Source organism: Dialister sp., from assembly GCF_036343215.1.
In the GTDB taxonomy this organism is placed as follows: Bacteria; Bacillota; Negativicutes; order Veillonellales; family Dialisteraceae; genus Dialister.
Map to the genome: position 1 here is coordinate 24,411 of NZ_JAZASU010000010.1, position 15,251 is coordinate 39,661.

11 protein-coding genes are annotated in these 15,251 nt (G+C 49.3%); 4 read left to right on the top strand and 7 right to left on the bottom strand.

The features are described from left to right. Positions 1–254 precede the first annotated feature (254 nt). The 3 genes from VZT47_RS04010 to VZT47_RS04020 all read left to right on the top strand — a co-directional run bounded on the left by VZT47_RS04010 (position 255) and on the right by VZT47_RS04020 (position 3,782). Positions 255–2,249, top strand: coding sequence for a TonB-dependent receptor plug domain-containing protein (locus VZT47_RS04010; RefSeq protein WP_330223687.1), 1,995 nt, complete (start codon positions 255–257; stop codon positions 2,247–2,249). A 109-nt stretch (positions 2,250–2,358) separates the two neighbouring features. Continuing rightward, positions 2,359–2,940, top strand: coding sequence for a type IV toxin-antitoxin system AbiEi family antitoxin domain-containing protein (locus VZT47_RS04015; protein ID WP_330223688.1), 582 nt, complete (start codon positions 2,359–2,361; stop codon positions 2,938–2,940). Further along, positions 2,940–3,782, top strand: a complete 843-nt coding sequence (locus tag VZT47_RS04020; RefSeq protein WP_330223689.1) for a nucleotidyl transferase AbiEii/AbiGii toxin family protein — start codon at positions 2,940–2,942, stop codon at positions 3,780–3,782. Before VZT47_RS04015 ends, VZT47_RS04020 begins: the two co-directional genes overlap by 1 nt. A 1,346-nt stretch (positions 3,783–5,128) precedes the next feature. Here VZT47_RS04020 and VZT47_RS04025 read toward each other — a convergent pair. The 4 genes from VZT47_RS04025 to VZT47_RS04040 are packed head-to-tail and all read right to left on the bottom strand — an operon-like array spanning position 5,129 to position 8,461. Next, positions 5,129–5,845, bottom strand: coding sequence for an ABC transporter ATP-binding protein (locus VZT47_RS04025; protein WP_330223697.1), 717 nt, complete (start codon positions 5,843–5,845; stop codon positions 5,129–5,131). A 5-nt stretch (positions 5,846–5,850) separates the two neighbouring features. Further along, a complete protein-coding gene (locus VZT47_RS04030; protein ID WP_330223690.1) occupies positions 5,851–6,618 on the bottom strand; it encodes an ABC transporter ATP-binding protein in 768 nt (255 codons plus the stop codon). After that, the gene (locus VZT47_RS04035) at positions 6,618–7,580 is read right to left on the bottom strand and encodes a branched-chain amino acid ABC transporter permease (protein WP_330223691.1); all 963 of its coding nucleotides are present in this window, start codon (positions 7,578–7,580) and stop codon (positions 6,618–6,620) included. Before VZT47_RS04035 ends, VZT47_RS04030 begins: the two co-directional genes overlap by 1 nt. Further along, complete coding sequence (locus tag VZT47_RS04040) at positions 7,580–8,461, bottom strand: branched-chain amino acid ABC transporter permease (RefSeq protein ID WP_330223692.1); 882 nt, start codon at positions 8,459–8,461, stop codon at positions 7,580–7,582. Before VZT47_RS04040 ends, VZT47_RS04035 begins: the two co-directional genes overlap by 1 nt. A gap of 1,066 nt (positions 8,462–9,527) precedes the next feature. Here VZT47_RS04040 and VZT47_RS04045 point away from each other — a divergent pair. Beyond that, positions 9,528–9,941, top strand: a complete 414-nt coding sequence (locus VZT47_RS04045) for an amino acid-binding protein (protein WP_330223693.1) — start codon at positions 9,528–9,530, stop codon at positions 9,939–9,941. Between the two features lie 763 nt (positions 9,942–10,704). Here VZT47_RS04045 and VZT47_RS04050 read toward each other — a convergent pair. The 3 genes from VZT47_RS04050 to VZT47_RS04060 form a co-directional block, all read right to left on the bottom strand. Then, the gene (locus tag VZT47_RS04050) at positions 10,705–11,049 is read right to left on the bottom strand and encodes a heat-shock protein Hsp90 (protein ID WP_330223694.1); all 345 of its coding nucleotides are present in this window, start codon (positions 11,047–11,049) and stop codon (positions 10,705–10,707) included. Next, positions 11,019–11,552 (bottom strand): PaaI family thioesterase, encoded by a 534-nt coding sequence (locus tag VZT47_RS04055; protein WP_330223695.1) that lies wholly within the window; start codon positions 11,550–11,552, stop codon positions 11,019–11,021. Before VZT47_RS04055 ends, VZT47_RS04050 begins: the two co-directional genes overlap by 31 nt. A gap of 1,938 nt (positions 11,553–13,490) precedes the next feature. Further along, on the bottom strand, positions 13,491–14,867 hold the full coding sequence (locus VZT47_RS04060; protein WP_330223696.1) for an ATP-binding protein: 1,377 nt from the start codon (positions 14,865–14,867) through the stop codon (positions 13,491–13,493). Between the last annotated feature and the right edge of the window lie 384 nt (positions 14,868–15,251).

The following is a 15,251-nucleotide window of genomic DNA, read 5'->3' on the forward strand; positions in this document are numbered from 1 at the left end:
TTCAAAATAAAATGCGTATATTTAATTATATCATATATGGGGCTTTCTCGTCCCTGCTGCCCGCGGTTTGTGTCAATCGGGATTTTCGTGATTCCTGATTCGCGGTCCGTGATCCGGGATCAAATTCCCCGGGAATTCAGGTTTTCCGCCCGGTCATCATGCTCCTGAGGCCAAAAGGCCCACCCACATTAAGTATTTCCCTTTCCGGCCTGAGTATTATAATAGAAATAAATCATACACAAAAGGAGATTTCCATGAAACCATACTATATCCTTCCCTTCCTTTGCCTCCTGCCCGACCTTTCAGAAGCTGCCATGCCTTCCTATACCCTTCCCGGAATCGTGGTGACGGCCCAGCGGGCAGAATCGGAAAAGAAAGAAGTCCCCCAGTCCATGACGGTCATTACGGAAAAAGATATTTCCCGAAAAGGCGCAGGAAATCTTTCCGAAGCTCTGGACGGCACCCTGGGACTTGATTTGTCCTCGGGCGCCCAGAGCAGTTCATCCGCCATGGGAGGACACCAGCTCATGGTGCGGGGAATGAATACGAATGAAACCCTTTTCCTTTCCGACGGAGTACGGCTGGCCGATGAAGACACGAGCCAGACGAAGAATATGTACCTCCTCTCCCGCCTGAATCCTATAGATATCGACCGGATCGAAATTCTTCGCGGACCGGCAGGCGCCCTCTACGGGACTGATTCTATGGGCGGCGTGCTGCAGGTTATTACGAAAAAGCCGGGAAAAACGGAAACCATTCTGGGCACCCGTTTTTCCGCTTCTGAAAATTCCGCGTACTTCCGAACGGACCCCGGGAAAATGGGACACTTCGGCCTTGCCATTTCCGGCCGTATTTCCAAGTACCGTCCCCTCTCCTATGGAAGACAGGGCACCGATGAACGGGGCCTCACCTATACGGGAAAAGACACGCCCCTTTACGGTACGGCGCGGTACCTCACCATTGACGGACTCTATGATCCGGGAAATAAAAATCACCAGACCCTCCGTTTCAAAAATGATTTCTTCCACGAAGACCGGTCCCTCACCTTTTCCGATGCCCTCTACGGTTCCCGCGGGATGACCATAGAAGCCCAGAAAAATGACAAGTCCGATACGGACCGCAAAGAATGGACCTCCTCCCTTACTTATGAAGGCATGACAAACCGGAATTCCTATACAGGAAATATGTTCTACAGCCGCCTCAAAAAAGAGTCCATCACCACCAATGACCGGGCCCCCTTTTCACCCCGCATGCCTTCCTTCGTGAGAAATACCCTGGAAACCCTCTTTCCCCTTTATGAAAAAGAAAAAGGCACCTACGAAACCTGGGGCGCCTCCGCCAAGGATACGGTTTCCTATGATTCCCACAAATTCACCTTTGGCGGCGAATACCTGAAAAATACCTATACCGGCACACGCCTCGCCGATTCTTCTGCCCCCAAAGGCAGCGAAAAAGGATACAGCCAGGAGCGGCATGCCCTTTTCCTTTCCGACCAGTGGCAGGTAAATGGGAAACTTTTCCTCAATCCATCCCTCCGTATCGAAAACGGGGACGAATCCATCACCGCCCCCTCCCTTGGCATGACGTACAAATTGACAGACAAAATCCGCTTCAAAGCCAACTACGGAAGAGGCTACCGGTCTCCCTCCATCAGTGAAAAATACCTGCACCTGAATCACATGGCCTACCGGGTAGATGGAAATCCGGACCTCAAAGCAGAAAAATCGGACAACTATGACATCTCCTTCGAATGGGAAGGCCCGGTACCGGGCAGAATTTCTTATTTCCATAATAAAGTCAAAAACCTCATCGATACATACCATATAACGGCAAACCGGTATACCTACACCAACCGGAAAAGAGCCGAACTCCAGGGCCTGGAACTCGAACTCTCCCGCCCATTGAATGAAAAATTTACCATTTCCACCAGCTATACCTACCTGGACGCGAAAGACACCTCAGAAGACACACGCCTCGAAAACCGCTCCCGCCATTCCGCGGCTTTCCGGCTTTCCTACGATGACAAAAAAGACTACGGATACACCGGAGAACTCTGGGACACCTGGAAAGGAAGCTGCGCCTTTGATGGAAATACCTATTCCTGCCACCTCCTGAATGTCTCCCTCACAAAACACTGGGGAAAAGACCTCTCCCTCTCCCTTGGCATGTACAATATGCTGGATAAAGAAATCGACGAACTCTACGTGGGACACAGAGTCTGGTTCGGAGGAATGGAATGCCGGTTTTAGTATTCAGTGAATAGATTTGACTCTTACCCGCTTCAGAATAGAAGCGGGTTTTTATTGGACTTTTGTGCTAATTTCGCATATAATATTAGCACAAAGGTAGGTGATTTTTATGGAAAAGATTGATCATCTTATCGATTCGTCCGGCCATCTTCTGGCAGAAGATGCTATGAGAGCCGGTATAGATAAAAGCTCCTTTTATGATTTTGTCAAAAATCACCAGTTTGAAAAAATTTCTCCCGGTTTGTATATCACTCCCGACAGCTGGGCAGACGAAGCCTTTATTCTTCATAAACGCTGTCCGCAAGCCATATTTTCTCATGACGAAGCGCTTTACCATCATGGCCTTATAGATAGAGAACCCCGTCAGCCCACCATGACCATCTATACAGGCTATAATACAAAACGCCTGACTCAATCGGGAGTCAAAGTGTTCACGGTGAAAAAAGAACTGCTGGAAATCGGAAAAGCAGCCTGTGTCAATTCCTTTGGTCACACAATCCCCATTTACGATCTGGAAAGAACCATCTGTGATCTCATCCGGAGCAGAAGCTGGTTTGAAATGCAGGACTTCCAGAGTGCATTGAAAAGCTATGTATCCCGCAAAGACAAAGACCTGACAACGTTGATGGAATATGCGAAATTATTTCATGTTGACCGTATCATTCGCAGGTATATGGAGGTGCTGCTCTAATGAAATTGACACCCGAACAATTAAAAGGGCGAATTAAAAATCTGGCGTTAAAAAATAATGCCGATGCAAGAATACTTCTTCGTATCTATATGATGGAACGTTTCCTGGAAAGAGTTTCCCAGTCCCAATATAAAGACAATTTCATCCTTAAAGGAGGCGTTCTGGTCACATCTCTAATTGGAACAGCACTTCGGGCTACCATGGATATCGATACAACCGTCAAGAATCTGAATGTTTCTGATGACGATATAAGAGAAATGATTGGTCATATCATTTCCATTCCTCTGGACGATGGTATTTCTTTCCACATGAAAGAAATTACTCACATTATGGATGAAATGGAATATCCGGGAATCCGCGTAACATTGGACGGACAATCCGGGAAACTTCTGATTCCTATGAAAATTGACATTTCTACCGGTGATGCCATCACGCCCAGAGAAATCAGCTATGAATATAAACTGCTGCTGGAAAACCGTTCAATCACATTATGGTCATATAACATAGAAACCCTGCTGGCCGAAAAAATGCAAACCATACTTGTACGAGGCATTTTGAATACAAGAATGAGAGATTTTTATGATATTTATGAATTATCCCATATCTACTCCAATCAAATAGATTACGGCATCCTCAAAGCTGCCTTTCATGCCACCTGTCTGCAAAGAAGCACTCTCCAAATTGAAAATAATGGTTCCCGCATTATCGATGGAATCAGTAATGATGAACAGCTGAAATTGTTGTGGAAATCCTATCAAAGAAAATCTGGATATGCCAAAGAAGTGTCCTTTAATGATACGATTCAAAGTATTGTAATGTTATGGGAAATATTCATATCCTGACCCTGCTATTACGTTAATTCTCAAACCCATAATCAATTTTCCAAAGCCAAAAGTTTAATAAACTTCTAATGATACAAATCGCGATTTTTGCTACTATATCCGTGAAAGCAACAAGAGCGAGGCCTCGGGCCAAGTTCCATTCCATCTGCTGAGCGCTCAAAAATTTAAGGCAGATCCGGAACAAGACCCACGTGCTCCATAAGCTTTCAATCCTCGAGGAAAAATCGAGTTTCCAAGTATTTTTACAAAAACAAAATAAACTCCCGCAAACGAGAAAAAAGATTCTTCGGACCCGCGCCCCCCGCAACGTACTTAGTCACGAGATGTCATATCCAGACGTGTGAATTTCTGCAGCCGATTGACAGGTAAGATCGGAAATCCGGACAACGAGATCCTATTCTCAAAAGGGAGTTTATTTTGCTGCCAAAAAGCCGTCCACCCGTAAAGGGGGGCGGCTTTTTTGTGTTTCTTGCATATAAGTTCCCAGTTCCCAGACTCCCAACAGGGGCTGAAAGAGTTGAAACCTTGAATTCTCAGCTTTTTTCAATGACTGTACGATGTCCGGGACTCGGGAATCGGGGCGGTGGCGCGGCACAACTCATGAAGCCGCGCCTTTTTATATTTTCTGCACTACAGGTGCAGGGCACATATGAGGAAAACGCTAAGCATGCTGCAGGGCCCCACCTTTCCAAGCTTGGAAAGGTGGCCGCGGAGCGGCCGGAAAGGTTGTTCAATCGTTCAGGATACAAATGAGGCTAATTGACGAAACATTCTCGTGACGAATAAGGAAATCGTCCCGCGAAAAGGCGAAGCAGAATGAGAGGGAACTGCACAATCAAATTAAATACCTGATGACACAGTCCGAAAGCATGCTATCGTCCAGGCCCTCCCAGGTTTTGGGAGGGTGCCTGAGCGAAGCGAAGGCGGGTGGGTTCATCCATCGCACAAGGCACACATAAGGCTGATTGCCGAAACGTACTTTGACAAATGAGGCAGCCGGTAAGCAAGGGCTCTCCCCCGGGAACACCCCAAAGGGGTGAGAGGGCAAAATCGATTCGAAGAATCGATAATCACGAAAACCCCATCAGGACTGTTATCTTTGCAGCTTTGAAATTTCAGCCGTCTTCGAAACCTTGCATCGATCGGGACTCGGGAAACGGGACTCGGGATTCCAGGGATTCCCGACACAAAAGTCATTGGAAAGCAAATTTCCCATACAAAAATGGCGCTCCTGTCATTTCAAGGTGCCGCCTCCCCCAATCCCCGGAAACGCAAAAGGAAAAGGAGACAGTTTCCTGTCCCCTTTCCCTGATCGTGTTTTGCAGCGTGTCCGGCTGCTGTATGGTTTACTGTTTCTTCCTGCCGCCCAGATATGCCGCCATGACATCCGGGTTGCTTGCGACTTCCTGCGCCGGGCCTTCCATGACGATTCTGCCTGTTTCCATAACATAGGCATAATCGGCGATCTGGAGTGCCTTTCTCGCATTCTGTTCTACAAGAAGTACAGTCGTACCCATTTTATTGATATCTTTGATAACGTCGAAAATCTGCTGGACGACCAAAGGAGCCAGCCCCATGGACGGTTCATCCAGAAGCATGACTTCCGGCCGGGCCATCATGGCTCTGCCGATGGCCAGCATCTGCTGTTCGCCGCCGGAAAGGGTGCCGCCCAGCTGTCCCTGTCTTTCGAAAAGCCGCGGGAACCTTTCGAAAACTTTCGAGAGATCTTCGGCGATGCTTTTTTCATCTTTTCTCTGGAAGGCGCCCATTTCCAGATTTTCACGGACCGTCATATTCTGGAGGATCTGACGGCCTTCCGGAACGAGGACCAGCCCTCTTTTGACGATGCGGTGGGTTTTCTTGCCGGAAATATTTTCTCCTTTGAAAATAACTTCACCGGCCACCGGTTTCATGACACCCATAATGGTTTTCATGGTGGTCGATTTTCCGGCGCCGTTGGCACCGATCAGGGTGACGATTTTTCCTTCCGGTACGGAAAGGGAAATGCCTTTCAGCGCTTTAATATTTCCATAGGAGGCTTCTACATTTTTCAGTTCAAGCAGTGCCATTATGCATCATCCTCCTTGCCCAGGTAAGCTTCGATAACTTTCGGATTGTTCTGTACTTCTTCCGGAACCCCTTCGGCCAGTTTACTGCCGAAATTGACGACCATGACATGATCGCAGAGACTCATGACCAGAGACATATCATGTTCGATGAGGATAATGGTGGTCCCGAATTTCGTACGGATATTATGAATCAGTTCAGTAAGTGCTGCGGTTTCACTGTCATTCATGCCGGCTGCCGGTTCATCGAGAAGAATCAGCATCGGTTTCGTGGCCAGGGCTCTGGCGATTTCCAGTTTTCTCTGTTTGCCGTAAGGAAGTTCCGTAGCCAGGCGGTCCGCATCTTCTTTAAGACCTACGAAATCAAGAAGTTCCAGGGCATCTTTCCTGGCTTCCGCTTCTTCTTTTTTCTGCGCCGAAGTGCGGAAGAAGGAAGCCACAATGCCCGATTTCAGACGGTCATGATGGCCGACGAGGATATTTTCCAGCACCGTCATGCCGGAGAAAAGGCGGATATTCTGGAACGTACGGGCTACGCCCATATTGATGATCTGGTACGGTTTCTTCCCTTCGATGGATTTCCCGTCGAGAAGGATATCCCCACTGGTCACCTGATAAACGCCGGTGATCAGATTGAAAATGGTGGTCTTGCCGGCACCGTTTGGCCCGATGACCCCGAAAATTTCCCCCTTTTCCACGGAGAAGGACATATTGGAAACAGCGGTGAGGCCGCCGAACTGTTTCACTACATTTTTCATTTCAAGCAGCATTACTGTTTCCCTCCTTCCGCAGAAACCTTCTGTTTCTTACCAAACTTTTTAGAAAGATATTTCACAGCGTCATAGGAAAGGATGCCATCCGGACGGAATGCCATGAGGAGCACCAGCATGACGCCATAAATCATATCTCTGTATTCAGCCATGGCACGGAGAGATTCCGGAACGATGGTAAGGACTGTAGCACCCAGAACCGGTCCCCAGAGTACATTGGAACCGCCGAATACGGCATAAACCAGGATATCTACGACTTTGCCCCAGGAGAAATCCGTCGGGCTGATGAAGAAAGTGGCATGGGCATAGAGAGCGCCGCCGACGCCCGCAAAAAATGCGGAGAAAAGGAAAGCCATCATCTTGAAACGGACCACATTGATCCCGGAAAGAGCAGCCGCATATTCATCAGCTTTGATGGCAGCCCAGGCACGGCCGATCCGGGAATGTTCCAGGCGATACCAGAAGGAAACGATAGCGATGACGAGAATAAGAAGAACGATATTCATCAGCAGCTGGCCGCCGGTCTGGGAATCGATTTCCAGCGCATCCAGGAGACCCATATCGCTGGCATAATCAGAAAGAATGGAAGCCATGGAAGGAATACCGGAAAAACCGAGAGCCCCGTGAGTGATATCCAGATTCAATGCGATAACGCGGACCACTTCACCAAAACCCATGGTAGCGATGGCCAGATACAGACCGCGGAGACGAATCGTCGGAAGACCGATAATCAGGCCTACCAGCATAGCCATGCAGCCGCCCAGGAAAATACCGACCGGCATGGGGATTCCATGCTGCGCCGTCAGAATTGCAGAAGTATAAGCCCCCAGACTCATAAAACCTGCATTGCCCAGGGAAAGAATACCGGTGCAGACAGTCATATAAACTGTCAGAGCCAGCACGATATTGATACATACGAAGGTAAATACCTGCAGGAAGTAGCCATTCAAAATTTCGTCCATTACGGTCTGCCTCCTTTGCCTGCCTTGGAGAACAAGCCTTCAGGGCGGATAAACAGAATCAGAATGATGATACCAAATGCCACGGCATCACGATAAGTAGAAGAACCATAAGCTACGGCAAATACTTCTGCAATACCCAGAATAAATCCGCCGGCCATAGCCCCTTCCACATTACCGAGACCGCCCATAATCAGGACTGCCAGACCTTTCAGACCCATAGCAGTACCCATAGTCGGTTCGATAGCATTGAAAGAAAGACCGATTAAAACACCTGCAGCCGCACCTAAAGCAGAAGCCAGCATGACAGTAAACGTAATGATACGACTTGTATTGATACCGAGAAGTCCGGCAGTTTCCGCATTTTCAGAAGTAGCGCGGATAGCTTTGCCGAGCTTCGATTTATTCAGCATGACAGTCAAAAGAACCATCAGGACTACTGCCGTACCCAGGGACACGATCTGGATACCGGAAATCTTGAACAGTCCGAAATTCATGAGGCCATTATCAAAAGTAGCCGGGAAAGAACGGGTCTGCGGACCCCATACCATAAGAGCCACCGATTCCAGGAACGTAGAAACACCGATGGTGGAAATCAGCGGAGCCAGATGAGTCACCTTGCGGCGGCGAAGCGGACGGAGGGCAAATATTTCCAGACCATACCCAAGTACCGCACCACCGATCATAGCCCCGATGAGTGACGGGAAAATTCCGAGTCCTGCTTCCGTAACCAGCAGGAGCCCGATGTAAGCGCCGATCATAAAGATACCGCCATGTGCCATGTTTACGATATTCAATACGCCGAACACCAGCGTATAACCGATGGCAATGACCGCATAGGCGCTTCCCAGCGTTAAACCGTTGACAAGCTGTTGAAAAAACACGATCTTCTCTCCTTTCAAAATAAAGAAACATTGCAGAAAGAACAAATGGAAATAAAAACGCCCCTGCTGTAATCTGGCGTCATTACAGCAGGGGCGAAAAGGTTCGCGGTACCACCCTGGTTTCTCACTCATCGAAACCGGAGCATCCCATAAGCTGATCCCGTATAAAAAACGCCCCTATTTCCGGAAAAGGAAATAGGGGCGACATGCGCGGTACCACCCTACATTATACTCAGGTATTCACATCCGTAACGTGGAGTCTACGCCATTGCCTACTCAGTTCGGCTCAGGAGCTCACAGGTGATAGTCAGAAATGGAATGTACCGGCTTGCACCCTACCGCCGGCTCTCTATGCCATGGACCATTAAATCCCTTGTCCCGCTCATCGCTTTTAAGAATTGCCCTTAACGGAGGCCCCGTCAGAAACTACTTCATTCACCTCTGAAACTCCCGGGTGAGCCTGATTCCCGCTTCACACTGACTTTCACCATCCGTCAGCTCTCTGAAGATCCGCTTGGAAACATATCCCGATCCTTGCCATTCGTTCTTTCGTTGTGACATCTATTGTAGCATGTTAAATTCAAATGTCAATACAGATAACGTAAAAATTTGGAAATAAGGGGATTCGTTCTTCCCCGGTCGTTATTCTTTCTTCGGAAAAGTGATAAGAAGCAATTAGCAGTTAGCAGTTAGCCGTTAGCCCCAAATCAAACAAAGTCCGAGTGGGAAAGGCTCCCCTCGCCAGGAGATCTGTCTGCGAAGCAGGCTGAGGGGGAACTGCACAATCATGGTAAATAAAAAATGACTCAGCCCAAAAGCATGCTATCGTTCAAGCCCTCCCAGGTTTTGGGAGGGTGCCTGAGCGAAGCGAAGGCGGGTGGGTTCATCCATCGCTGCAAGCCGAAAATGACGCATATCCCCATATGAAATGAGGCCCCCAAAGGCGCCCGCCCACCGCCATCCGAATTCCCAAGTCCCTTTTTCCCTAAGGACCCCACTTCCCACGATTAAAAACTTATGATAGAATAACTTCAAACCATTTCGAAGAAATATCAGGAGGAAAACTATGCTGCATCAGGTATCCCTTTTCGCCGCCAATACCAAAGGCGCCCTCAGTAAAATGACATCCATCCTTGCCGAAAACGACATCAATATTTACACCATGCTCGCCACGGACAGCGCAGAATTCGGCATCATCCGACTCATCGTAGACAAGCCGGAAAAAGCTGTAGAAGCTTTGGAAAAAGCAGGCTATCAGTGCCGGGCCGATCTGGTCATCGCCATCGATATGCGCTCCGATAAACCGGGCACCCTGGACCGGATCCTGAAAGACCTCAAAGATGCCAATGTCATGATCCGTTACCTCTATATTTCCTTTGACCGACAGACCTCCAGCCCGATTGCCGTATTCAGCACCACCGAATCCGAAACCGAAGCCTTCCTCAAAGGCAAAGGATACCACCTGCTGGACAGATTCTGATGATTCAAAGCCATGAAGACCTGCATTCATGCAGGTTTTTTTGCTGTCTTTAAAAGTTAGCAGTTATCAGTTCGCAGTTATCAGTTATCAAAACTTGAATCTTCGAAACCTTGATTGCCCAGCTGCCTTCGAAACTTTGCATCGTTCGGGAATCGGAAAACGGGACTCGGGGTGGTGCGGCACAAATTTATGGGCACCGCACTTTTATATAGAAATACAGAATCATGGGACCTATAAGGCTAAATGCCAAAACGTACTCGTGACAAATGACTCTTACGGAAAGCAAGAGCTCCCCGAAGTGCGGGGAGCTCCGCGACAGCGGTGAGGGGATGTCAAGCAGGTACAAGTCGAGAAAGACTAAAAAGGTACAGCGGGCAGGGTTCGGTACCCGGCACATATGAGGCTGACTGATGAAACATACTCGAAATTATTGACTCTATCCATAAGCAGTCAGGCTCTCCCCCGGGAACACCCCGAAGGGGTGAGAGGGCAGAATCGATTCGAAGAATCGATGATTACTGGCTGTTTCCCATTATTACTCCCATAAAAGTTACCAGTTGCCAGTTTCCCTCCCGACGGCTTATGCTCTCCCATTTCTCCCCCCTCTGACGCCTCCGGCGCCAGCTCCCCCCAGGGGGAGCCTGCCCTTCAGTCCGACCCCAATCCGCAATCATACAAGTCTATTTCCCACACGAAAAATGGCGCCCTGTTTCCAAAGGCGCCACTTATGTGTCCACTCGTAACCCGGAACTTCTATGCGAGATTAAAACTCATCCTCATGATCCAGCAGCCAGCCGCCGGGAGCGCAGGCTGCGCAGAGACAATATTTCTCCCCCTTTGCCTTAGCTTCCTTTCCTGCGATTTCCAGGTCCCTGGCAGCTTCCTCGCCCAGATATTTCTTAGCATCCTCAGTGACTACAAATCCAAGCATATCATCGATGGAATTCACACATTCCTTCAAAGCAGCCTTCAATTTGTCAGAAGCTGCCTTCTCTCCATCCGTACCGACAGAGGCCAGATATTCCTCACAAACCTTCTTCAGCCCCTCATAACAGGACGGAGCATCCTTCACTGCCTTTACCTTTTCAATAACTTCAGCTTTTGCCATGGTAACGATCCTTTCTCCGACAGCTCCACCATCATATGAGAAATACACTCTGCTGCCACCGAGCCATCCTCATGGAAGATTTTTCCTTCCATCACCACCAGCGGGCCCTTCCGCTTGACCTCCCGGCCCTCAATCTTCACCGTTTCCCCGATGATTACCGGAGAACGGAATCGAATTTCCATCTTCCCCGTATAAGCCGGCCTCTTTTCCTTGAAGAAAAGATAATTTCCCGTCACCTCATCCAGCAGCGTGGAAATCAGGCCCCCATGCATACGGTCATCATAACTCTGATGCTCATGAGAAGGCGTGAAAAAAGACAGACACCCCTTCGGGATCTCAAAGAAATGAAGATGCAGCCCGCTTCTATTCGCATCCCCGCAGGCATAGCACATACCATCCCCGGGCATCCACTTCCACTCCGGGAGCTTGTACCCGTAAAAAGCATCCTCTTTTTCCAAGAGCTCCTTCTCTTTCTCATTCATAGGAAATAAATCAGCTTCCATAGGAAATACCTCCTCTGGAAATATTATACCATACCTGTTTAGATATACAGAGAGAGATAACCATAGATAGAAAGTTATCATTTCTCAGTTCGCAGTGTTCAGATCAGTGACCCCGTTCCTCGTAACTTTGATGTAACAGCTGTCCTCCAAACTTTGCATCGATCGGGAATCGGGACATCGGGACTCGGGCAGGTGGCGGCACGCAATTCATAGAGTGCCGCAAATTTAGATACTTCCCTCCACCCGGCACTACAAGTCTAAATCGAAAATGCAGAAAAAAAGCATGCTGCAGGGCCCCACCCTCCCGAGTGCCGGGAGGGTGCCGGAGCGAAGCGAAGGCGGGTGGTTTCATCTATCGTTTCCTGTCGAAAATGAAACTGACTGCCAAAACGTCCCCGGGACAATCGACTCTATCGGTAAGCGGTAAGGCTTCCCCGCGGGGAAGCTGGCCCGAAGGGCCTGAAAGGGCAGAATCGATTCGAAGAATCGATAATTCCCAAAAATCCCATCAGGGACTGAAAGCGTTGAAACTTTGAAATAACAGTCATCTTCGAAACCTTGCATCGATCGGGAATCGGGACATCGGGACTCGGGCAGGTGGCGGCACACAACTCATAGAGTGCCGCCCTTTTTATATTTCCCATCAGGAGCTCGCATAGAAGTTCCCAGTTCCCAGACTTCCATCAGGTTTGTATTGAAAATCAAGTGAATGCAGCATCCTCTAACCTCTTACGATCGTGACTAACGTAACTGACGGGGCTATCGTGAAGGTGGCGCGGCGAGAGCAGAAAGCCGCGCCTTTTTATGTTTCTTCCACCAGGGGCTCGCATGGAAGTTCCGAGTTCCGAGATTTACATCAGGCGGCCTTTAGCCGCCCCCAAAGCCACCCTTGAAAGGGGGGCTCCGCGAAGCGGTGGGGGGAAGACTGATGTTTTCCCTGCACTACGCATTCAAGGCACCTATGAGGCTAATTGCCAAAATGTACCCGGGCCAAATGTCTCTATCCATAAAATGCGCGCTCCCCGAAGTGCGGGGAGCTCCGCGAATGCGGTGAGGGGATGTCAAGCAGGTACATGACGAAAATGACTCAGAAGGTTTGCGGAAAGGGTTCGATACCTGGCACCTATGAGGCTAATTGCCAAAAGATACCTGGGATCAATGAGATAATCCGTAAGCAAGTGCTCTCCCTCGGGAAAGCTCCCCGAAGGGCCTGAAAGGGCAGAATCGATTCGAAAAATCGATCATTTCTGTTTATTTCCCATTAAAGTTACCAGCTGCCAGTTTCCCATCAGGGGCTGAAGGATTTGAAACTTTGATCGAATAGTTGTCTTCGAAAACATGAATTGTCCGGGACTCGGGACATCGGGACTCGGGGCGGTGGCGGGCGAAAAAATTATGAAGCCCGCCATTTTTCACTCCTCCCCCCTCTGACGCCTCCGGCGCCAGCTCCCCCCAGGGGGAGCCTGTCCGATCGGCAGCTTTCGGCCGCCGGAGATCATCCTCCTGCACTATCCGTACAAGGCACACATGAGGAAAAAGGAAAACCTGACAATCGGGCCCCACCCTTTCGAGTGCTGCTCTCGAACGCCATTTGAAGGAGAGAGGCAAAGCCGAACGACGCGCAAATGGCAGTGAGAGTCATGCCGTTGCGGAAAGGGTAGCCGCGGAGTGGCCGGGTAAGTTCATCTATCGCACAAGGCACCTATGAGGCTAATTGCCAAAAGGTACCTGGGAAGAATGAGATAATCCATAAGCAAGTGCTCTCCCTCGGGAGAGCTCCGCGAAGCGGTGAGAGGGCAAAATCGATTCGAAGAATCGATAATCTTCAGCTGATTCCCATTAAAGTTCCCAGTTTCCAGACTCTCATAGAGGCCCCAATATCCCCACATAATAAAGCGTCCCTGAAGGCTCAGAGACGCTTTTCCTGCTTATTAAAATCTACCGATACATATCGTCCAAAGTGATGAGAGGATATTTCTCCCCATCGATTCCGGTAAACCCGGAGCGGGAGAAGAAGCCGAACCGATAGAAAGGAAGGCCCAGACTCCGTGCCTGTTCCTCCTCCTCCCGGACCACGCTCATATCCACCGGTTTCTTTCTATACTTGCATTCATAGGAAGAAAATCCCCGCTCATCCTCCGTGACCACGTCGAATTCCCCATTCCTCTGATGGACCTTATCATTGTACACATATCGGCCGATACCGTAAAAAGGCGGCTTCACCAGGCCCTGCCGATTCCTGCGAAGCAGGTATTCCCTGGCCGCCTGCTCAAACCTTCGGGGAAGATACTCCGTCTCCACCTTTTCCCTCAGCTTCAACCGATAGAAATCCTCCGGCGCCATGGCGCTCCGGGCCGTGGTCTCCCGGAAAAGATAGGAATAATAGAAATCCAGCAGCCCATCACTGATGACATACCGGTGCTTTCTCCGGTTCGATCCGGCATTGAGCGGCGAATCCTTCTCGATGAGATCCATGCCCGAAAGCTTCTCCAGCGTATGATAGACAGCGCTCCCCTTCCCCGGGAAACCGGCGGCCAGATCCGAATATTTCCCTACGCCCGAAGCAATCTTCCCCAGGACGTAATTGGCATTCTCCTCCTTCGAAAGCTCGCTCGCCAGCTGCAGACGGATCTCATTCTCCAGCATGGACCCCTCGGGGATGAGAAGTTTGGAAATATTCTCCTCTACCGACAGATTCGGATCGATCTGCAGCAGGTAAAAAGGCAGGCCCCCGAAGACCGAATAGAGGAAAAATTTCTCCTCATTAGACCGATCCGGGAAAAACCGCGCCCCGTCATAATAATCAAAAGGCCTGAGCTTCAGGATTTCCGAAAACCGCCCGAAGAGAGGCGCATCACTCTCCACCAGCCGGCGCATCGTATCCATATAAGATCCGCAAAGCACAAGCTTCAGGCAGGCATCATGCTGAAAACGGTCGATGGCGATCTGGAACTCCGAATCCACCGACCCATCCTCACCGCGGAAAAAAGGATACTCATCAATGAAAAGAAATACCCTCTCCCTTTCCGCCTTCCGATACACATAATTCAGAAGCCCCTCCAGATCAGGGAAAGAAATATAAGACTCATCAAAAGCCTCCGACACCGCCCGCGAAAGGCCGGTGAAATTCTGCTCAAAAGGCGCCCTGCGACACACATAGGAAATCACAACACCCTTCACATCCCGCAAAGCCTGCCGGATCAGCTCACTTTTCCCCACACGCCGCCGGCCATAGACCAGAATATTCTCCGACCGGTCACTCTCAAACCGCTGCCGAAGAATCGCCAGCTCCCGCTCCCTTCCGATAAATTTCATATCTACGCCTCTTACTTAAATCCATTTAACTTAAATCGATTTAACTAAATTGTACAATGATTTCACCCGTGGCGCAAGAAGAAAATATAGCCTGCTTCCCATTGAAGCTGTCAACTGCCAGAGGACCGGTAAGGGACTCGCATAGAAGTTCCGAGATCCGAGATTTACATCCGAGCCTATGAATTCGACTTGAATGAGAGAGGCAATAGTCCACGGACCATTACGGTATACCGGAAATCGGAATCCGGAATCCGGGGCGGTGGCATTATAATTTACCCAAGATTAAATAAATTCAAAAACTGACTACCCCAAATTAAATAGATGGAAATTCGAGAACGACGCCAAAAGAGAAATGCTAAAATCATGTTAAGCATTAGTTTTTGA